Raw genomic sequence first — 20749 nt, forward strand, 5'->3', positions numbered from 1 at the left:
AAATCAGAAAACGGGTATGGAAAAGCGTATGCCTACATCATAATCCCCGCTTTCGAACTCGCGCTGGGCGCGCAGGCCAACACGCAGGTTGGGACTGTACCAGAATTGCTGCGTGAACCCGAAGCTGCGCACCGGCGATGCCGCGGAACGGTCCAGGCTCTCGAATGTGCCGCTGATATCGCCCCAACGCCCCGTCGGCACAGTGGCCGACCATTGCTGGCGCGTTGCGCCGCCGCCTGGGGTGCCGCCGTAGGTGCTGAGGTCGGCATAGCCCGGTGTAAGGCGCTCGTTCAGCCAGCTTAATTCGATATCGTCAAGGACGCTGACCCGATACTCGGTCTGAAAGCGCCAGCCCTTGTACAGACCCGCGCTGGCGCGCGCAACCCCAGCGGTCCATGCGCCCCAGTCCGTCTGATATTCCCCGCCTACCCCGGTATTGACCAGTCCAGGCGCCACGCCCATTTGCGACTGCAATGTCAATCCGGGCTCCAGGCCATAGCTCACGAATGCATGTCCAGCCCCCTTGCCGTAGGAGAGGTCGCCCTGCGACTGATCCACTGCTTCGTCCAGCGCCCCCAAGGCCACGGAATACCGCCACACGCTGTCGGCATCCTGTCCCGGTGCGCCAGCGATATTGATCCCACCCAGGCGTGCTTCACGGCCCCAGTCAGGCACGGCAATCTGCTGGCTGCCAACGGAGACGTCGAAATCCTGCTCCCCTGTGAACAGCCAGCTGCTTGCCCCCACACTCCAGGGCAGGCCCGTCGCATCGTCGATTGGGCCGGGCATGCGCACGACCGGCCTGAGGCTGAGCGCGCCGCGCAGGCCCGGTGAGGCAGGCGATACGCGGTCTGGCGCAGGCCGCCATGCATCGCGGCGCTGCCAGGTATAGCGCTGAGGAATGTAGCGTGCCGGCGGCGGGCTGCCCGCTGGCTGCGCGTTGGGGTCGGGAATCTGCCGGATGACGGGAGGCGGATCAACCGGATAGACCTGTACCGTGCTCCAGCCGAACCACGCCCTGCTCTCGGCCTGCGCAGACCCCGGAAACAGACATAGCATGCCAGCAAGCAACAAGGAAGATCGCAGCGGGAAGTTGGCAGGAGACATGAACACAAGAGGCATACAAATTGAACGGTGCGGGCGACACATCGCAACCAGCCACCAGGCGGGAGAGCCCGCCCGGGTCAGGGCTTGCGCCGCTGCAGGTCGAACTCGAACATCGCTTCCGCGCTGGCGTCCATGGACCGCTTGAGCGCGCTATAGCGCTCCAGCACTGCAGATTTGTACACAACGCCCAGCAGGCGCGGATCTTCCTTGCTGCTGACGACGGGCAGGCGCTCGCCGCGAAACTGAACGAAATAGTCCTGGGCCTGGTCCAGCGACATATCGGGCCGCAGGGTCTTGACGAAATCCGTACGCAACACATCGCCCGCATGCTTTTCATCCAGGCCGCCCTGGCTCAACAATAAACTGGTGAGGTCTTGCTGTGCAATCACGCCGAGGTAATTATTGTTTTCGTCCACCACATAAAGATAGCGGACCGGGTACTCGACAAAAAGCTGCACCGCGCTGCTGAGCGGCGCATTTGCGGCCACAACGGTGTCGGCGGGCCGCACCAGGTCGCCGATGAGCGTATTACGCAGGCGCTGGCGCAGCACCGTGTCGCGTTCACGCACGACGGTGACCTCGTACATGGCGATCTCAGCCAATGCGCGCGAAACAAAATAAGCGATGACGCCAGCCACCATGAGCGGCAGGACAATCTGGTAACTGAGCGTCATTTCGAAGATCATGATGATGGCCATCAGCGGCGCGCTGGTCGCGGCGCCGAGGAAACTGCCCATGCCAACCAGCGTGTACATGTACACCGGCGCATGCAAGCCCGGCAGGAGCGCCTCCATGCCTATGCCGAACAGCGTGCCCAACGCGCCGCCCACAAAGAGCGAAGGTGTGAATACCCCCCCCACCGCCCCCGATCCCACAGTCAGCGCGGTGGCCAGTATCTTGCAGACGAGCATTACCAGAACGGCATGCCAAGCCCAGTTGCTGTGCAGAAAGGCATAGACCACGCTATAGCCGTTGCCTGCAACCTGCGGCAGCACAACCAGCAGGCCGCCCACCAGGACGCCTCCCGCACCCAGGCGCAGCGGCAGCGCCAGCCCGGTGCGCCGGAATTGCCGGCGGGTGAAATCGAGCACCTTCAGGAACACAGGGGCGGCCACGCCGGACACCAGCCCCAGAAACACAAACGGGAGCACCTCCGGGCCCAGCAGCTGGGGCATTTCAGGCATGGCATAGATCGTGTGATAGTTGCCTGTCATGCGCATGACGATATTGGCCGTGGCAGCCGACACCATGAGCGGGCCGAAAGACTGCATGCGCATGGTGCCGATAACGATTTCGGCCACGAACAAGGCGCCTGCAATCGGCGTGCCGTAGGCTGCGGCGACCCCGGCCGAGGCGCCACAGGCAACCAGCAAGCGCAGACGCGACGTACTGAAATACGTAAGCCGGCCTATGGTGGAGGCAGCCAATGCTCCCAGGTGCACCATGGCGCCCTCCCGCCCTATGGAGCCACCCGAGGCCACCGTGCACAGGGAGGACAGTGATCGCAGCAGCCCCTGCCTGATCGACAATCTGCCGTCTCCAATGGCAACCGCCTCCATGTAGTCGGAGTTGGCGCCGGCGTGTATGCGCGCCGCCGCCCAAAGCAGCAGGCCCGCCGCCATGCCTCCCGCCATGGGAAACAGCACGCGCCCATACCAGGGAAGACTGGAAATGGTCTGCACGATGGAGCCGCTGCGGCCCGTGGCCAGATGCTGCAGCACGTGGATGCCGACATGGAAGCCGATGGTGGCCAGGGCACCCAGCACGCCCACGACGACCGCCCAGCACAGCATGGCCGGCAGATCGGAAAGCCACGAGTAGGCCGCCAATTGCTGGCCCATGGACTGCACGCGCTTGCGTATCATGTATGTTCCATCCGGAAGACCCGCCACCATACCGCACTGCGAGCATCCATTTCAATCCATTTCCACGCGCTTGCAAGCGTTTCAACCGCAGGGCACACTTGAAGCCTATGGAAAATCCGCTAGTGAAAGTATTGGTCGTTGACGACGATCCGGCCCTGCGGCAACTATTGGCCGACTACCTCAATCGTCACAACTACGACACCTTGCTGGCGCCCGACGCCAGCGACCTGGCTGGGCGCATACAGCGCTACTCGCCCGACCTCATCGTACTCGACCGCATGATGCCCGACGGGGACGGTGCTGAGGCCTGCCGCAAACTGCGCCAGCAAGGGGAAGACATCCCTGTTATTTTACTGACCGCGCGCGACGAAACCGTGGACAGGGTCATCGGCCTTGAAGCAGGCGCCGACGACTACCTGGGCAAGCCCTTCGATCCGCGCGAACTGCTCGCCCGCATCGAGGCTGTATTGCGGCGCAAGCGCGGCGCCTCCGCGCTCAATAAGGACAAGCCCGTGGCTTTTGGACCATTCGTGTTCGATCCGGCCACGCGCCAGCTCTACCGGGGAGAGGAAATCATCAAGCTCACGGGCGGCGAGGTCAATCTGCTCGAAGCGCTGGTCAGCAATCCGGGCAAACCGCTGTCACGCGACCGCCTTCTGGCGCTTGCGCGAGACGACGATGAAGGAGAGCGCAACGACCGCGCCATCGATATCGCCATCCTGCGCCTGCGTCGCGCCATCGAGGACGATCCCAAACAGCCGCGCTGGATCCAGACGGTGTGGGGAGTCGGCTACCGCTTCTCGCCCTGATTCCACATGTGGCGTTCCCTGCTGCCCCTGTCTCTGCATTCCCGCATGGTGCTGCTCACGCTGGGCACCATTCTGCTGGTGCAGGCGGCCACTTTTGCGTCGGTGGCGTACTTCCGCAAGAAGTTCACCGAAGAAGTCGCCGTGGAACTCACGGCGACCACGATCCGCACCCTGCGCGCATCGCTGGCCGAAATTCCGTCCCGTGAGCGCGCCGATTTCGTGCAGCGCGCATCGCAGAACGAATGGCGGCTCTGGTCGCGCAATCTGCCCTCCAATGCCAGTGTCGAAGAGCACCGACCCAGGCACCGCCCCCAACGCCCGCCTCCGCAGGCCAACGACATACGCGACAATCTGCGCGCCTTCGTCAAGGCGCTGAATGCCAGGCTGAACGACGGCACCCGCGTGGCGCTCTCTCGCGGCCCCGAACCCCGACTGTATATTTCACTGCTGCCTGACATCGATGAGGACGAAGGCAACTATAACCGCGAGTGGCTTGTCATCCCGCTAGACCGGATTGCACCACCCGTGGCCACGCCGGTCATCGTGGTCTGGCTTACCGGCATGGGCCTGCTGCTCCTGCTTTCGGCCGCCTTCTCCTGGCATATCACACGGCCGCTAACCCGGCTGGCCCAGGCCGCGGACCGACTGGCCGCTGGGCAGCCAGAGCGGGTCACACCGTCGGGGCCGCGTGAAACGCGGGCCCTGGCCGAACGCTTCAACGCCATGCAGGACACGCTGGCTGAAACCAGCGCCGTGCAGCGCACCCTGCTGGCCGGGCTTCCCCACGATCTCAAGGGCCCGCTATCCAGAATGTGGCTGCGCATAGAAATGGTGGAGGATGCGCCGTTCCGAGAAGGCATGCGCAAAGACCTGCAGGACATGCAGCGCATGGTGGACCAGTTCATCGGTTTTGTGCGCGGGTCTGATCCCGGTTCCTACAATTTTGCCCGCATGGATCTCAGGGCCTGGCTGAAGGAACAGGTCGATGCCTGGGAAAGCGTCGGCAGTCCGGTTTCCATGCTGCCGTGCGCCGTGCAACCCGTGTGGATACAAGGGGATCGTTCCGCGCTGGGGCGCCTGCTCGACAATCTGATCACCAATGCCCACAACCACGGAGCCCCGCCTGTGGAAGTGGGCCTGCGAACAAATGGAGACATGGCCGTCATCGAAGTGTCCGACCACGGAGAGGGCATCAGCGCCCAACGTCGGGCGGAAGCCTTGCGGCCTTTTTCCCGCCTGGACGATGCGCGCACACGCACCGGCTCCGTGGGCCTGGGCCTTGCGCTGGCGGACGCCATCGTGCGCGCGCACCATGGCGAGATGGCGCTCGACGAAGCCGCCAGCGGCGGCCTCATGGTCAGGATTTCGGTTCCCCGGCTCCCTGCTTGACCGCGTGGCCAGGATAGGCGGGCGGCTCGGGACGCTTCGATAGGCCGAACATGCGCCAGTACACGCGGATATTAAATACCAGGGCGGCCAGCAGCGCGATGACGGCACAGTACAACACCAGCGTCAGCGACGGCACCGAGGCCGCTGCGTCCCATATGGTAATGTTGTCGAGCACCAAAAAGGGAAAGAAACTGTAGCCCAGTCCGCCCAGCACAATCAGGAAGATGGCCAGGGTCATCGAAAAAGGAAGCGCCGTATTGCGGAAGCTGCTGTTGATCATTCGCTGCAGACACATTTCGGTGGAAACGAAACAGATCAGCAGACTCGCCCATAATATGGGCACGGCAAGCGGATGCTGGCCATCGCTCCATTTCAGGAAAACACCTGTGTTGGCGAACGCCAGCATGATGGTCAGGCCCACGGCGCCCGCAGCCATCCAGCGGATGGCGCGGCGGCCCCAGAATACAGCGCGCGCGCGCAGCGCCCCACCCTCGCGCATGATAAGCCAGCCTGCACCCAGCATGCAGTATGCGGCAAATACGCAAATCCCCATGAAAACCATGAACCAGATGAAATCTGGCGCATCCTCCAGCGGCATAACGATTTGCCCCAGCAGCATCCCGTGAGCGAGCGCCGTGCATAGAGAACCCGCGGCAAATCCGCCCATCCAGCGGCTTTGCCGGGGCCGGGGGGCGCGCAGACGCATCTCGAAAGATATCGAGCGCAGCAGCACGCCCAAGGACAGCAGCGCCAAAGGCAGATACAGCTGCCCCATGATGGCACCCACCGCCCCCGGAAAAGCGGCCACAAAAAGGCCCAGTCCAAGGAAAAGCCAGAACTCATTGGCATCGCGCCAAGGGCTTAGCAGTTCGAGCATGCGCCCCCTGAGCTGCAGGGGCGCAAACAGCACGAGACAGCCCACTCCGATATCAAAGCCGTCGAGCACCGCTGCCGCGATAATCACCAGATAAAGCAGCCCCATGAGCACCAGCGGCATCCAGAATGCCGGATCGGTGGCCCCATAGCCCAGGGCCTGAGCCAACGCGTCGATCATGCCCGCCCCCTATGACGTGCCACAGGTACGACCCCATAGCGGGCAATATGGCGCACCATGCGCAAGAACCCCGCAATGAACAGGCCATACAGAAGCAGGCTGGCAACCAGTACGGAGGCCAGTAGAGAGAAATCGGCGGATCCTGCGATTTCAGCCACGGTGATGGTGCCGGTGACCGCATACGGGTAGGCCGCCAGGAGAATGTAGGCAAGGCCGGCCAATATCAATATCCAGCTCATAAATGACGTGGCGCCAAGCACATGCCGCCATGCGCGGGACAGGACACCCGGATCGTAGGCCGACCGATGGATGCGCACCAGCGTGACGCCCGCGACCAGCGCCAGCGCCAGTCCCGTCAGGACGGCGGCGCGAAAGAACCAGAATGTGGCGGCGACCGGAGGGGCCATGCCTGAAAATTGGTCCAGCCCCCGAGGCCTGCCGTCATCGTCACGTGCCAGCCAGGGCTTGCCGGCCTCGGGCAGCGACCAGGCTGCGCGATTCCGGGCCGAGCCGGCGTCGGGCCAGCCGAAGAGCACCATATCGGGGGCGTGACCGCTGTGCCAGTACCCGGACACCGCCGCGGCCTTGGCAGGCAAATAGCGGGCAGCCACCAGACCATCGCCGGCGGCGCAGAGGCCTTGCAGCACAATGCAGGCACAGGCGACACGCAAGGCCATACGGAACGCGAGCCGCTCGCTGGGCTCGGAGGGCCTGCGCAGGGACTGCACGGCCACGACGGCAATGACCAGGAAGGCGGCGCACAGCAGGCTGCCCAGGAGATAGAGCCCCGCGTACCACGGAAAAGCGGGGTTGAAAACCACCTGCAGCCAGTTTTCGACCTGATACCGGCCTTCGGTGAACTGCGCCCCTGCCGGGATGTGCATCCAGGAAACCAGCACGACCAGCCACAGCACCATCAGGGTGGAACCCACGGCCACCAGGACCACGACAGCCGCGTGTGCACGGGACGACAGCCGTCTTTCACCGAAGAGCATTGCGCCCAGAAAACAGGTCTTGAACACATATACCGTGGCCAGGCCAGCGGCCAGGAGCGGGCCGGCCACATCGCCGATCTTGCCCAGCAGGCCGGGCCACAGGCTGCCCAGTTGCACCATGACCGGTATGCTCGCGGCGAACGCAACGAATGAAGCCAAGGCGAACACCCGCACCCAAAACCGGTAGGCGCCCATCCAGGGCGAAACCGGCGAGGCCAGCGAACGGACGCGCATGTAGGCCAGCATCCAAGCCAGACCCAGCTCGAGAGCAAGGAACAGCAGCATGAAAGCGAGGCTGGCGAAGAACTGGATCTGCGATAACCACAAGGTCGACGATTGCGTCATGGCCGCTAGTTTAGAGCCAGAAGCGGGTTTGTAAAGTCATACGACGGGCAAAAGTTCGCGAACGTGGCAAAATGTTTACTTTGCTTGTTTTCGCGTTTCCACCCAGAATGACATCTGCGCCCACCCCACCCCCCGCCTCGAATTTCCTGCGCACCATTATCGACAGCGACCTGGCGCAGGGCCGCTACGCCGGCAAGCGCTGGGCCGGCAAACCCGGTCCGGCGGACGTCCATGCCGATGCGCCGGCCGATACGGCCCGCATCCGCACCCGGTTTCCGCCCGAACCCAACGGCTATCTGCACATCGGCCACGCAAAGAGTATTTGCCTGAATTTCGGCCTGGCTCAGGACTACGGCGGCGCATGCCATCTGCGCTTTGACGACACCAACCCGGAGAAAGAAGAGGACGAATACGTCCGCGCCATCATAGAGATGGTTCGCTGGTTGGGCTTCGACTGGCGCTTCAATGGCGAAGACAATTGCTACTTCGCCAGCGACTATTTCGATTTCATGTATGGCTTTGCCGAGGCGCTGGTCCAGGCCGGCCATGCCTACGTCGACGAGCAAAGTCCCGAGGAAATGCGCGCCAGCCGTGGCACGCTCACGGAGAAGGGTGTCAATTCCTCCTGGCGCAGCCGCCCAGCGGAAGAATCCCTGCTGCGGCTGCGCGAGATGCGTGATGGCAAGCATCCGGATGGCAGCATGGCCCTGCGCGCACGCATCGACATGGGCTCGCCCAATATCAACCTGCGCGATCCCGTGCTGTACCGCATCCGCCATACACCGCACCATCGCACAGGATCCACCTGGTGCATTTATCCCATGTACGCGTGGGCGCATCCAGTGGAGGATGCCCTGGAGGGCATCACCCACAGCATCTGCACCCTCGAATTCGAGGATCAGCGGCCCTTCTACGACTGGATACTGGAACGGCTCGCCGAGCTTGGACAACTGGCCCGTCCCCTGCCACACCAGCATGAGTTCGCCCGCCTGAATCTCAGCTATGTTGTCACCAGCAAGCGAAAACTGCTGCAACTGGTGCGCGAAGGCCGCGTCAGCGGCTGGGATGATCCGCGCATGCCCACGCTCGCCGGCCTGCGGCGGCGCGGATATACGCCCTCCGCCATCCGGCTGTTTTGCGAGAGGCTGGGCGTTTCCAAGGCCGACTCCCGCATCGACTACAGCATCCTCGAACAGGCACTGCGCGACGATCTGGATCCCGTGGCGCCCCGCGCTGTTGCGGTGCTGGATCCGCTCAAGCTGGTACTCACGAACTACCCCGAGGGGCAAACCGAGCTGTGCCATGCGCCCCGTAACCCACATGCACCGGAAGCCGGTTCGCGCGAGTTTCCGCTTTCGCGCGAGCTCTGGATAGAACGCGACGACTTCCGCGAGGACCCGCCCAAAAAATATTTCCGCCTGTTCCCGGGCAACACCGTCCGGCTCAAATACGGCTACATCGTGCGCTGCACCGGCTTCGTCAAGGATGACAGCGGCCAGGTCACGGAGGTTCATGCCGAATACCTGCCGGACACCAAGAGCGGGACACCGGGCGCCGATTCGGTCAAAGTCAAGGGCAATATTACCTGGGTCAGCGCGGCGCATGCGGTGCCTGCGGAAGTCCGCTTGTACGACCGCCTGTTCAACGATGCCCATCCCGATGGCGCGGGCAAGGATTTCCTCGACGCGCTCAATCCCGATTCCTGCCATGTACGACAAGGCTGGCTGGAGCCGGGCACCCGCGCCGAGCCGGAAACCGTCTGGCAATTCGAGCGCCTGGGCTATTTCGTGGCCGACCGCGAACTCTCTACGCCGGAGAAGCCGATCATCAATCGCGCCATCACGCTCAAAGACTCCTGGGCGCACGTCAAATAAGGACAGACCTTCAGTGAGCGATACATCCACCTCATCCAAAACCCAGCCCGCGCTGGATTTCAAGAGTGCCACCCTGTACGCGGTGCGGGTGGTGCTCAACAGCAATGACAACAGTGCCTTGCTGGCCGCGCTGGACCAGCGCATGCACGATGCCGGCTCTTTTTTCGAGAACGAGCCTGTTGTCATAGATGCCAGCCGGCTGGACGGCCCCATAGATTGGCCCGCACTCATCGAATCGCTGCGGAATCACAGCCTGCATCCGGTAGGCGTCGTGGCTGAGGGCGATAACCTTGAGCACGCCCGTCAAGCGGGCCTGGCCGCTGTGGACCTGGCCAATCCGGTGCAGCGTCCCACGCCTGCCCCGGCCCCAGAGGCGGAAGTGCCTGTGGTCGCACCGCCGCAAGAGCCCGAAGTATCCCCGGCCAGCTCGCGCGGGTCGCGGGCAGCCAAGACGGCCAAGAGCCCGGAACCCGACACACCGCCGGCCATGCCCGAGATGGCGCCCGCCGCCATGGTCATCAACCGGCCGCTGCGCTCGGGCCAACGTATTTATGCGCGCAATACGGATCTGATTGTCATCGGCGTGGTCAGCCAGGGTGCTGAAGTTATCGCCGACGGCAATATCCATGTCTATGGACCGTTGCGGGGCAAGGCCATGGCGGGAGCGCGCGGCGACACCGCCGCCCGCATCTTCACCACGCAGCTCGATCCCGAGCTCCTGGCGATTGCGGGCGTGTATCGCGTCATTGAAACACGGCTTGAAAAGGGCCAGCAAAACCAGCCTGCCATCGTCAGCCTGCAAAACGATACACTCAAGATAGACGCATTGGTCAAGTAACAGATCCTGTATTCTTGACAGCAAAATTTAAATTAGTGCAAGCCGCGCATACAGGGGCGCGGATTTGCATTACGATTACGTGATTTGAAAACCAACAAGGATATTTATCGTCATGGCGCGAATTGTTGTGGTGACTTCCGGCAAAGGCGGGGTGGGCAAAACAACCACCAGCGCAAGTTTTTCCGCGGGGCTGGCCATGAAGGGCCACAAAACTGTTGTCATCGACTTTGACGTCGGCCTGCGCAACCTGGACCTCATCATGGGTTGTGAACGCCGCGTGGTCTATGATTTCGTCAACGTCATTCAGGGCGAGGCCAGCCTCAACCAGGCGCTCATCCGCGACAAGCAGCTCGAGAACCTCTACATCTTGCCGGCTTCACAAACACGCGACAAAGACGCGCTGACGCGCGAGGGCGTGGGCAAGGTGCTCGAGGATCTTGCGGGCATGGATTTCGAATACATCGTGTGCGATTCGCCCGCGGGGATTGAAACCGGTGCCCTGATGGCGGCCTACTTCGCCGATGACGCACTCGTGGTTACCAACCCCGAGGTATCCTCCGTACGCGATTCCGACCGCATCCTGGGCATTTTGTCGGCCAAGTCCCGGCGCGCCGAGAACAGTGACGAACCCATCAAGGAGCACCTGCTGCTCACGCGCTATAACGCAAAGCGCGTAGCCGAGGGCGAAATGCTGTCCCTCAAGGATATCGAAGACATCCTGCGCATCAAGCTCATCGGCGTTATTCCAGAGTCGGAATCGGTCCTCCAGGCGTCCAACCAGGGCATTCCAGCCATCCACTTGCGCGACAGCGAGGTGGCCATGGCCTATCAGGATGTGGTGGCACGCTATCTTGGTGAAGAAAAGCCCCTGCGCTTTGTCGATTATGAAAAACCCGGCCTCTTCAAGCGCCTGTTCGGGGGGAAATAAGTATGTCCTTGCTGTCTTTTTTCCGCAGCCAGAAGAAAACCTCCGCCTCGGTGGCGCGCGACCGTCTGCAGCTCATTCTCATCAACGAGCGCGGCGACGGAACCACGCCCGACTACCTGCCGCGCCTGCAAAAAGAGCTGGTGGAAGTGATTTCGCGCTACGTCAAGATCAATCCCGACGACATCAAGGTCAACCTTGATCGCCAGGATTCCCTGGAAATCCTTGAGGTGAAAATCGAAATGCCGCAGGTAGACACGGCCAAGGCCTGATCCGCTCCGCTTCCTTTGCGTCAAAACGCCTGGCTCAGCCAGGCGTTTTTTTTGATCGCGACCAGGACACCGTCATTTATGACCATTACAAACCTTATATTCAGCTTATTGTAAGTATTTACAAATAGAATGCGAATAATTCTTATTTTAATAACATGTTTTAGGGAATTTCGTCTTGTCCTCCTCTTCTCTGCCGTCGCGCACACTGCTGGGGTCTTCCCTGGCGCTGGCGCTGGCAACGCCTGCCGCCTTTCTGCCTGCCGCCGTTCAAGCTCAAACAGCCGCTAACCCGCCCTCTCCCGCCACACTGAGCCCAGTTCGAGTTCAAGGCAATGCGGAGCACGATTATCAGGTGCAGGAGGCGTCTCAAGCCAAATTCACGGCACCGCTCGTTGATACGCCCAAGTCCGTTCAGATCATCCCACAGGCCGTTATGCAGGATACCGCCGCAACCTCCCTGGAGGACGTGCTGCGCAATGCGCCGGGCATCACATTCGGCGCGGGTGAAGGTGGCCAGCCGCTGGCCGATCGGCCATTCATACGCGGCGCCTCATCGGCCAGCAATATTTTCGTCGACGGTATTCGTGATTCGGGCGGCCAGACACGCGACATGTTCGATGTGGAAAACGTCGAGATCGTGCGCGGCGCCGACTCGGCGCTGGGCGGACGGGGCACAGGCGGAGGCAGCATCAACCTGAGCACCAAGCATGCGCACCTTCGCGATGCCGCCAGCGCGACCCTGGGCATCGGCACCGACCGCTACTTGCGCGCCACCGCCGACGGCAACTGGAAAATGAGCGATACCTCGGCCTTTCGCCTGAATGTGATGGGCGCGCGCGGCGACTTCCCTGGGCGCGACGAAGTCGACTACAAGAACTTCGGCATTGCCCCCACGCTCTCCTTCGGCCAGGGCACGGACACCCGCGTGTTCGTCAGCTACTATCACTATCAGACGGATGGCATGTCGGACTATGGCGTGCCTGTCATCAGGGAAAACGCGAACCGCGACTTCCCTTACCAGACTGACACCGGCATACTGGATGTGGACCGCGACACCTTCTACGGCGTTCTGGATCGGGATTATCGCAAGACCCAGGCCGACATCGGCACCATCGAACTGGAACACGACCTTGCCGACAATCTCATGCTGCGTAATGCAACACGCTACGGCGAGACATTGAACGACTATGTGGTGACCAACCCCGGCGACGGCTCCGTGGCCTTTGACGCACCCACCAACCAATATTGGCTGCTGCGCGGCACGAAATCGCGCTGGCAACGCAGCACCATGCTTGCCAACGTAACCGAGTTGTCCGGGAAGCTGGAGACCGGCAGCCTGAAGCACAGCTTCACGGCAGGCATCGAGCTGTCGCGCGAAACCAACAAGAACGCCAGCTATAAAGTCAATACCATAACCGGGTCGGCATGCCCCTCGGTCTTTGCCGGCAAGCTCGACTGCACGCCGCTGTACAACCCCAATCCCAGCGATCCCTGGACCGGATCACTGGAAAAGGGGCCACTGAGCCAGGATACGACATCCACCACCAAGGCAGCCTATCTGTTTGACAGCATCACCCTGTCGCCGCAATTCCAGCTCAACGCAGGCGTGCGGGTGGATCACTACACCATTTCGGGGGACTACGTCTCACGAGGCGCCTCGGGACCGCAATCCACCGACAGATCATGGACCATGTACAACTACCAGTTGGGACTGGTCTACAAGCCGGCGCCCAATGGCAGCGTCTATCTGAGCTACGCCACGGCTTCCACGCCCCCCAGCATGAGCGGCGGCGACCAGGACAGCCTGTCCGCAGATACCAGCGTGCTGCGGCCTGAAAAGAGCCGGACACTGGAACTGGGCACAAAATGGAATGTACTGAATGAACGCCTTAGCCTGACGGCAGCCCTGTTCCAGAACGAGCGGCGCGACGCCCAGATCGAGGTTGAGCCTGATGTGTTCGCCCAGGCAGGCGAGACGCGGGTGCGGGGCTTTGAGCTGGGTGTCGCAGGCCAGATCACCCCCAAGTGGGGTGTATACGGCGGCTATGCCTACATGGACAGCGAACTCGTGCATGGCGCCTATGACAGCGTCAATGAGGGCGATCCGTTGGCCAACACGCCCAAGCACAGTTTCAGCCTGTGGAGCACTTATCGTGTCCTCCCTCAGTTCACCGTGGGCGCAGGCGCCTACTATGTGGGCAAGATGTACGGCGGCTCCGGCACAACGGGATCGGCAGGCGGCGGCGCGAATGGCACCTATATACCCTCGCACTGGCGCTTCGACGCCATGGCGGCCTACAGGGTCAGCAAGGCCCTGAGCCTGCAGCTCAATGCGCTTAACCTGACCGACAGGGTTTACTATGCGCATAATAACGGCAATCACCATGCGGATTTCGGCCCGGGCCGGCAGTTCATCCTCAGCGCCAGCTTGAGCTACTGACGGCGTCCGCCCTGCATGGCATACAGGGGGAATATCCGGCATGATGCTTGCACTACCCGGGCTGCTCGACGCGTCGCAGGTGCGAACGTGCCGGGCCGCCCTGGAACAGGCCCAATGGACGGACGGCCGCAGCACCGCTGGCCATCTTGCCATGGAGGCAAAGGACAATGAACAACTGCCACTGGATCATCCTTTGGCTGATGAACTGGGACGGCAGATTGTCACCGCGCTGACCGCAGACCCCTTGTTCATGTCCGCCGCGCTTCCACTGCGCATATTGCCGCCGCGGTTCAACCGGTATCGCGGCGGCGGGCAGTATGGCGACCATATCGACAATGCCATTTTCCAAGTACCGGGTTCGCCCCAGCGCGTGCGTTCGGATATCTCCACGACCGTGTTTCTGAGCGATCCAGCGGAATACGAAGGCGGAGAACTGGTCATTCACGATACTTTCGGCGAAAGACAGGTCAAGCTGCCCGCTGGCCATGCCGTGCTATACCCGGGTACCAGCCTGCATCGTGTGGCGCCTGTCACCCGCGGGACGCGCTACGCCGCCTTTTGCTGGACACAGAGCCTGGTCAGAAGCGACACGCAGCGTGCCCTGCTCTTCGAACAGGATGTCGCCATACAACGGCTTACGCGTGCCGGAGCGTCGGCACAAATCCTTTCGCAGCTTACTGGCGTGTACCACAATCTCCTGCGCATGTGGTCCGAATTGTGAGCACACCATGAAGTCCGCCACTTCGCCTTCCCCAGCCGTCCCGCCGGGTATCGCCAGCGCCGCCGACTATGAAATCTGGGCGCGCGATCACATGGACGCCGGCGCATGGAGCTATCTCGACGGCGCCGGCGCGGATGGCATCACAGCCCGCGCCAACCAGGCCGCCTTCGCATCCATCCGCCTGCGCAGCAGGGTGTTGCGTCCATTGGGCGGCGCCCATACGCGCCTTTCGCTGCACGGGCATATGCATGCGCACCCCATCTTCATTGCGCCGACCGCCTTCCAGGCCCTGGCGCACCCGGACGCAGAGCACGCCACCGCTATGGCTGCCGCAGCCACCGGCACCGCCATGGTGCTCAGCATGCAGTCAGGCACGGCCATCGAGGCCCTGCAGCGCACCGCCACGCCGCCACTGCTATGGTTTCAGCTGTACGCGCAAGCCCAGCGCCGGGACACGCTGGCCCTGGCGCATCGGGCGCTCAACGCCGGAGCGCGCGCATTGGTATTGACAGTGGATGCGCCTGTCAACGGCGTGCGCAACGCGGAAGTGCGCGCCGGTTTTCGCATGCCCGCCGATATCCGGCCGGTCCATCTGGATGGGCTTGCGCCCGCACACGCCAAGCCTGCCCCGCTGGGCGGGCAGCCTTTGTTCGATACAGGCATGCTCGACGCCGCACCGACCTGGGATGACATCGCCTGGCTGCGTGAACAGATCAACGCCCCCTTGTGGCTAAAAGGCATCATGGACCCTGACGATGCCAAGCGTGCAGCCGGACTGGGCCTGGATGGCCTCATTGTGTCCAATCATGGCGGGAGATGCCTGGATACCTTGCCCGCCACCATAGAAGCCCTCCCCGCCATCGCCTCGGCCGTCGGAAACAGCCTGCCCATCCTGATGGACGGCGGCATAAGACGCGGCACCGATATCCTGAAAGCCATTGCGCTGGGCGCACGGGCAGTGCTGATAGGCCGTCCTGTGCTGCACGCGCTGGCGACGGCGGGCGCGCCCGCCGTCGCCCATCTCATCCAGATGCTGCGCGGCGAACTCGAAGTCGCCATGGCGCTGACCGGCTGCCGCTGCCTCGACGACATCGGCCCGGACGTGATTTGGCCTTGAAGGCAATAAAAAAGCTTCCCCGCCGAGGAAGCTTTTTTTATCAGAGGACGTGTCCCGTCTTTGCGCGGATCGCCGCCCAGCCCACTGGCCTGGCCTAGTGCTTGCCTACCTGATCACCAATGACGCCACCGATGGCGGCACCCCCGACCGTGCCGAGCACACCGCCGCCCGTTACCACGGCGCCAGCCAGGCCGCCGAGACCGGCGCCCGTTACAGTGCTCTTCTGGCGATGGCTCATGTTGTCCCAGGAAGAGCAGCCGGCCATTGCAAACGCCAGAAGACCTGCCGCGCCAAATTTGCCGAGAGTGACCAGTTTCATGTGTTTTCTCCAAATGCAATGCTGTTACATGTATAAGTTACCCGATTTGGCCAGCAGACGCCAATACTTCCAGCATCACCTTGTGAGCATGGGAAACAGTTGTTTCAATCGGGTTCCCCTGGCCGCTGGGGGATCGCCGCAGGCGGATCCGCGTCGACCGCCGCCTTGACCAGCGCCAACACATCCCGAAACTGCGGATGGGCCGGCGTACCCAGCCACTCATACATGGCCATTTCCGCACTGATGCTTTCCAGCCGGTGATGCGCCCAGCGGGCGCAAGCCGCGGCATGGTCGGCCATCCTCCGCGAGCCGATGCAATCGGTGACCAGCACTGGCGCAAGGCCCTGCTGCGCCAGGCCCAGGCCCGTCTGCAATACGCATATGTGCGCTTCGGCGCCCAACAGCAATATACGGCTGCGACCCCTTGGCAGCTCGGCCAGGAAATGGGCTTCGCGGGTGGCATCGAAATGTGTCTTGTGAATGACATGATCCACCAGCTTCCCGAGCTGCGGGCAGGTGACGCCTATCTTGTCCGCACAATGCTCAGTGGCGAACACGGGCACGCCCAGCAGTTGGGCGGCACGCAACAGCCTCTCGGTACGGGACAGCAGGCCCTCGTGATCGTGGACAGCCGGCAGCAATGCCGCCTGCATATCCACCAGCAACAACATGGAATCGTGAGTGCTCAGCGTGGGCATGGGGCCTCCTTGCGACAATGGCCGTGCAGGCGCCTACGATAACCGAATCGGAACTATTTCAGCGCCTTGTAGCGAATGCGGCGTGGTTGGGCGCCCTCCTCACCCAATCGGCGCTTCTTGTCGGCCTCGTACTCCTGATAGTTGCCGTCGAAGAACACGACCTGGGAATCGCCCTCGAACGCCAGGATATGCGTGGCAATGCGGTCGAGAAACCAGCGGTCATGGCTGATGACCATGACGCTGCCGGCAAACTCGAGCAAAGCATCCTCCAGCGCACGCAGGGTTTCGACGTCCAGATCGTTAGACGGCTCATCCAGCAGAAGCAGGTTGCCACCCGCGATCAGGGTCTTGGCCAGATGCAGACGGCCGCGCTCGCCGCCGGAAAGCTTACCGACCAATTTGTTCTGGTCCGCGCCCCTGAAATTGAAGCGCCCCAGATAAGCACGGGACGACATCTCGAAGCGGCCGACGGTAATCAGATCCGCGCCGTCCGCAATGGCGTCGAATACGCTCTTGTCGTCGGGCAGCGACTCGCGCGACTGATCCACATAGGCCAGCTTCACAGTCTGGCCCAGCTTCAATGCGCCCGAATCGGGTTGTTCCTTGCCCGCAATCATGCGAAAGAGTGTCGATTTGCCCGCTCCATTAGGCCCGATGATGCCCACAATGGCGCCCGGCGGCACCTTGAAGCTTAGGTTGTCGATAAGCAGTCTGTCGCCGTATGCCTTGCTGACCCCATCGAACTCCACCACCTCGTTGCCCAGCCTGTCCGCAACGGGAATAAAGATTTCCTGGGTTTCGTTGCGCTTCTGGTATTCGTGCGACGACAATTCCTCGAAACGGGACAAACGCGCCTTGGCCTTGGCCTGGCGCCCCTTGGGATTCTGCCTTACCCATTCCAGCTCCTTTCTGATCGTGCGCTGGCGGGCCGATTCGGCCGCCTCCTCTTGCTTCAGGCGATTGTCCTTCTGCTCAAGCCAGGAGCTGTAGTTCCCCTTCCAGGGTATGCCGTGTCCGCGATCCAGCTCCAGTATCCATTCGGCGGCATTGTCCAGGAAATACCGATCGTGCGTGACGCCCACCACCGTGCCCGGGAATTTACGCAGAAACTGCTCCAGCCATTCGACACTTTCCGCGTCCAAGTGGTTGGTGGGTTCGTCCAGCAGCAGCATGTCGGGCTTGGACAGCAGCAGGCGGCACAACGCAACACGGCGCTTCTCGCCGCCGGACAGATTGCCGATGATGGCATCCCAAGAAGGCAGGCGCAGCGCGTCGGCGGCGATTTCCATTTGATGGTCGATATCGTCGGCGCCACTCGAAGCCGCGGCCGCAATGACAGCCTCGAGTTCGGCCTGCTCGGCCGCCAGCTTGTCGAAATCGGCGTCCGGCTCGGCGTAGGCAGCGTAGACCTCATCGAGCCGCTTGCGCGCAGAGAATACATCGCCCAAGCCCTCCTCCACCGCCTGACGCACGGTATGGGCGGGATCGAGCACGGGTTCCTGGGGCAAATAGCCGATCTTGATGTCGGCCATCGGGATGGCCTCGCCTTCAATCTCGCTATCGACACCCGCCATGATTCTGAGCAGTGTGGACTTGCCCGATCCGTTCAGGCCCAGCACACCGATCTTGGCGCCTGGGAAGAATGACAGGGATATATCGCGCAGGATCTGCCGCTTGGGCGGCACGATTTTGCCGACGCGATTCATGGTGTATACGTATTGGGCCATGGCAAAACAAATGAGAAATCGTTGAAACAAAGCCCCGATTGTAGGCCGGGCAGAAAAATAAAGGGCGGTGAAAGCATTGAAACAAAGGGTTCCGGCGCCGGGATGGGTGACTTAAAATACCTGTTTGTCCAGATTCACCGGACGGGCCTCATGACCAATACACCTATCGCTCCGCTTGTTTTCACAGCCGATGAGCTCGATCTGCTCGGACAGACGGCGGATGCGCTTAGCGCCTACATGGGCAAGCCCGTGCTTGCCGAAGTCATGGACGCGCGGGAAACAGGCTTCGAATGGGTGATATTCGCGGTGCCGCTAGACGTGGGCGAGGACGCAAACGACCTGGTCACAGTGCAAATCGGGGGCCAAGGCGCGCGGCTGCTGGGCAGCAAGGGCGGCATGGAAATCCTGGACGGCGATGTCTACGCCTGCGAATATCTGTGGGCCATACAGCTGACCGACCTGGACGGGCTTCGATTCATCAAGCTGGATCAGACCGGCGATGAAATTGCCTGGGCCGAAACACTGCAGGAGGTCCTGCCCTTTGCCATGGAAGACGATGAAATCATCTCGGCGGAAGACGACGAAGATGAGGACGAGGATGGCGATGAGGGCGAAGGCAGCGATGGAGCGCCTGCGCGCGACGTGCCCGGGAGCCATGGTCCGGCAGCCTGAACCGTAGCGCTGGCCGGAGGCTTGAGGTCAGTCCGATGTGCGGATGCGATCACGAATATACAGCAGAGCGCCCAGCGGCCACATCAGGCCGACCAGCAGGCGCGGCCCGATGCCCCTGAGCCGCCGTCCACGCGGCCGGGCCTGCCGCCCGTGCCGCATAAGCAGCGAAAAGCGGGTGTAGCGCGCACCGGCCATCAGAAACGCTTGCGGACGATACCGAAACCACGGCAAGCACTCCATCACCGTATCCTGCGCCAGCAACCAAAGCCCGAGCGCATGCTGCTGCCCGTCCCGGCCTTGACGCGAAATGGAATCGGCACTGTCGTAATACACCCTGAACACCTGATTGACAAAGCGAGTCAGATAGCCGGCACGCGCAATGGCGCGCCAGACAAGGCTCTCGGGCACAAATCCCGCGATCTCCTCCGGAAAGGGAAAGCGGCGCAACACGTCCGTGCGCAGGCATCCGAATTTCTCGCCCCGCACATGGTATTTGAATGTCATGTCCAGCGACGTGGCATCGAATACATCGGCGGGAAACATATCGCCCACAATGCTTCCGTCGGGACGCGCGCACAGGCCCGTAATAGCCACATAGCGGTCGCGCTCATTCGGCGGAATTTCTCCCCAGGCCGTGGCCATGCTGTACAATGCATTGGCATCCAGGCTGTCGTCGCTGTCCAGCGCCACCACAAGCTCGCCGCTTGCCTTTCTCACGCCGCGGTTGAACGCCGTTTTCTTGTGCTGATTGTTTTGCCACATGTAGTGGATGGGAAAACTGGCTTCCTGCTGCCAGCCCATGACCATGGCGCGCGTGTTGTCCGTAGAGCCGTCATCCACGATGACCCATTCGAAATCCTGGAAGGATTGCTCGCGCAGCGAATGATAGACGCGCTCCAGCGTATGCGCCCGATTATAAGTGGGCGTAACAATGCAAAATAAATGACGCCAGCCAGCCATAGACAACTTCGCCTTGGTTATGCCATACCCGCAGTTCTTATAATTCACGCCTTGATGATAGGCCAAAAAAAAACCGCAACCCTTGAAGGCTGCGGTTTTTTGCCAACATTACATCAGGATACAGACGCTACCGGGTTAACCCGGCATGATCTTTGCAAAACTGACATGAATGCCGGCCATCAGTCGCCGCTCAGGCGCGCTTGACCTTTTCGAGCATCTTGAACACGCCCTTGGGTTGGCGCACAAAAAGGCGCTTGAATGCCTTGCCCAGGCAGCGGCGCTCAAGAGTATTGCGACGCGTGCGTTTGATTTCTGCCATGATGATCTCCGATCTGATATGCCCAGGGCGATGCCAGAACCAGCAGCGCCGCAAAATCCGGTAAACATATGATTTTATCCTGAATTTGCCGCCGATGCACAATCCTGCGCCAAGCGCGCCGCAGCGCTCCCGAATATCGGCCGCAGCCGCTCGAGCCGGAACAGCGCAATGGCGCTGGGGTGATGCCGCCGAAGCGTTTATGATGGGTGCTGGAGAACGCGTGTCGGTTTTCCTGCGGACACGGAAAAACAGCAGACAAAACACCTGTTTATGTATACAGTTTAAACTGTAGCCGTTTCCGCC

General features: G+C 61.8%; 19 protein-coding genes. 10 read left to right on the plus strand and 9 right to left on the minus strand.

The features are described 5' to 3' along the window. Positions 1-3: 3 nt before the first annotated feature. Together ERD78_RS02120 and ERD78_RS02125 are read right to left on the minus strand one after the other, a co-directional pair. Positions 4-1107, minus strand: a complete 1104-nt coding sequence (locus tag ERD78_RS02120; RefSeq protein ID WP_129967581.1) for a fimbria/pilus outer membrane usher protein — start codon at positions 1105-1107, stop codon at positions 4-6. A 77-nt stretch (positions 1108-1184) separates the two neighbouring features. Further along, positions 1185-2972, minus strand: coding sequence for a ClcB-like voltage-gated chloride channel protein (locus tag ERD78_RS02125; protein WP_129967583.1), 1788 nt, complete (start codon positions 2970-2972; stop codon positions 1185-1187). Between the two features lie 107 nt (positions 2973-3079). Here ERD78_RS02125 and ERD78_RS02130 point away from each other — a divergent pair, with 107 nt between their 5' ends. Next, positions 3080-3781, plus strand: coding sequence for a response regulator (locus tag ERD78_RS02130; RefSeq protein ID WP_129967585.1), 702 nt, complete (start codon positions 3080-3082; stop codon positions 3779-3781). Between the two features lie 6 nt (positions 3782-3787). Then, a complete protein-coding gene (locus ERD78_RS02135) occupies positions 3788-5170 on the plus strand; it encodes a sensor histidine kinase (RefSeq protein ID WP_245152296.1) in 1383 nt (460 codons plus the stop codon). Here ERD78_RS02135 and ERD78_RS02140 read toward each other — a convergent pair. After that, positions 5139-6224, minus strand: coding sequence for a cytochrome d ubiquinol oxidase subunit II (locus ERD78_RS02140; protein WP_129967586.1), 1086 nt, complete (start codon positions 6222-6224; stop codon positions 5139-5141). The genes ERD78_RS02135 and ERD78_RS02140 overlap by 32 nt on opposite strands. Beyond that, positions 6221-7564 (minus strand): cytochrome ubiquinol oxidase subunit I, encoded by a 1344-nt coding sequence (locus tag ERD78_RS02145; RefSeq protein ID WP_129967588.1) that lies wholly within the window; start codon positions 7562-7564, stop codon positions 6221-6223. The genes ERD78_RS02140 and ERD78_RS02145 overlap by 4 nt, the downstream gene beginning before the upstream one ends. A gap of 107 nt (positions 7565-7671) precedes the next feature. On the opposite strand from ERD78_RS02145, the gene ERD78_RS02150 reads away from it, so the two are divergent. From ERD78_RS02150 to ERD78_RS02180, 7 genes are all read left to right on the plus strand, one after another. Continuing rightward, positions 7672-9438 (plus strand): glutamine--tRNA ligase/YqeY domain fusion protein, encoded by a 1767-nt coding sequence (locus tag ERD78_RS02150; RefSeq protein WP_129967589.1) that lies wholly within the window; start codon positions 7672-7674, stop codon positions 9436-9438. Positions 9439-9451: 13 nt separating this feature from the next. After that, positions 9452-10276 (plus strand): septum site-determining protein MinC, encoded by an 825-nt coding sequence (gene minC, locus ERD78_RS02155; RefSeq protein ID WP_129967591.1) that lies wholly within the window; start codon positions 9452-9454, stop codon positions 10274-10276. Between the two features lie 112 nt (positions 10277-10388). Continuing rightward, on the plus strand, positions 10389-11204 hold the full coding sequence (gene minD / locus ERD78_RS02160; RefSeq protein ID WP_129967593.1) for a septum site-determining protein MinD: 816 nt from the start codon (positions 10389-10391) through the stop codon (positions 11202-11204). 2 nt (positions 11205-11206) lie between these two features. Next, positions 11207-11473 (plus strand): cell division topological specificity factor MinE, encoded by a 267-nt coding sequence (gene minE, locus ERD78_RS02165; protein WP_129967595.1) that lies wholly within the window; start codon positions 11207-11209, stop codon positions 11471-11473. A 175-nt stretch (positions 11474-11648) separates the two neighbouring features. After that, the gene (locus tag ERD78_RS02170) at positions 11649-13913 is read left to right on the plus strand and encodes a TonB-dependent receptor (protein ID WP_129967597.1); all 2265 of its coding nucleotides are present in this window, start codon (positions 11649-11651) and stop codon (positions 13911-13913) included. 40 nt (positions 13914-13953) lie between these two features. Next, positions 13954-14634 (plus strand): Fe2+-dependent dioxygenase, encoded by a 681-nt coding sequence (locus tag ERD78_RS02175; RefSeq protein WP_129967599.1) that lies wholly within the window; start codon positions 13954-13956, stop codon positions 14632-14634. Positions 14635-14641: 7 nt separating this feature from the next. Continuing rightward, positions 14642-15751, plus strand: coding sequence for an alpha-hydroxy acid oxidase (locus ERD78_RS02180; protein ID WP_129967601.1), 1110 nt, complete (start codon positions 14642-14644; stop codon positions 15749-15751). Positions 15752-15845: 94 nt separating this feature from the next. Here the strand turns inward: ERD78_RS02180 and ERD78_RS02185 are convergent, their stop codons facing one another. The 3 genes from ERD78_RS02185 to ettA form a co-directional block, all read right to left on the minus strand. Further along, complete coding sequence (locus ERD78_RS02185; protein ID WP_129967603.1) at positions 15846-16070, minus strand: glycine zipper 2TM domain-containing protein; 225 nt, start codon at positions 16068-16070, stop codon at positions 15846-15848. 104 nt (positions 16071-16174) lie between these two features. After that, on the minus strand, positions 16175-16768 hold the full coding sequence (locus ERD78_RS02190) for an isochorismatase family protein (RefSeq protein WP_129967605.1): 594 nt from the start codon (positions 16766-16768) through the stop codon (positions 16175-16177). A 53-nt stretch (positions 16769-16821) separates the two neighbouring features. Beyond that, positions 16822-18495: an energy-dependent translational throttle protein EttA gene (ettA, locus tag ERD78_RS02195; protein WP_129967607.1), complete on the minus strand. Its 1674-nt coding sequence runs from the start codon at positions 18493-18495 to the stop codon at positions 16822-16824. 150 nt (positions 18496-18645) lie between these two features. On the opposite strand from ettA, the gene ERD78_RS02200 reads away from it, so the two are divergent. Next, entirely contained in the window at positions 18646-19167 is a 522-nt protein-coding gene (locus ERD78_RS02200; RefSeq protein WP_129967609.1) for a hypothetical protein, read from the plus strand. 27 nt (positions 19168-19194) lie between these two features. On the opposite strand, the gene ERD78_RS02205 is transcribed toward ERD78_RS02200, so the two are convergent. Then, positions 19195-20127: a glycosyltransferase family 2 protein gene (locus ERD78_RS02205; protein ID WP_129967611.1), complete on the minus strand. Its 933-nt coding sequence runs from the start codon at positions 20125-20127 to the stop codon at positions 19195-19197. Positions 20128-20317: 190 nt separating this feature from the next. Next, positions 20318-20446, minus strand: coding sequence for a hypothetical protein (locus ERD78_RS20090; protein ID WP_257216460.1), 129 nt, complete (start codon positions 20444-20446; stop codon positions 20318-20320). Between the last annotated feature and the right edge of the window lie 303 nt (positions 20447-20749).

This window comes from Allopusillimonas soli, assembly GCF_004153445.1.
In the GTDB taxonomy this organism is placed as follows: Bacteria; Pseudomonadota; Gammaproteobacteria; order Burkholderiales; family Burkholderiaceae_B; genus Allopusillimonas; species Allopusillimonas soli.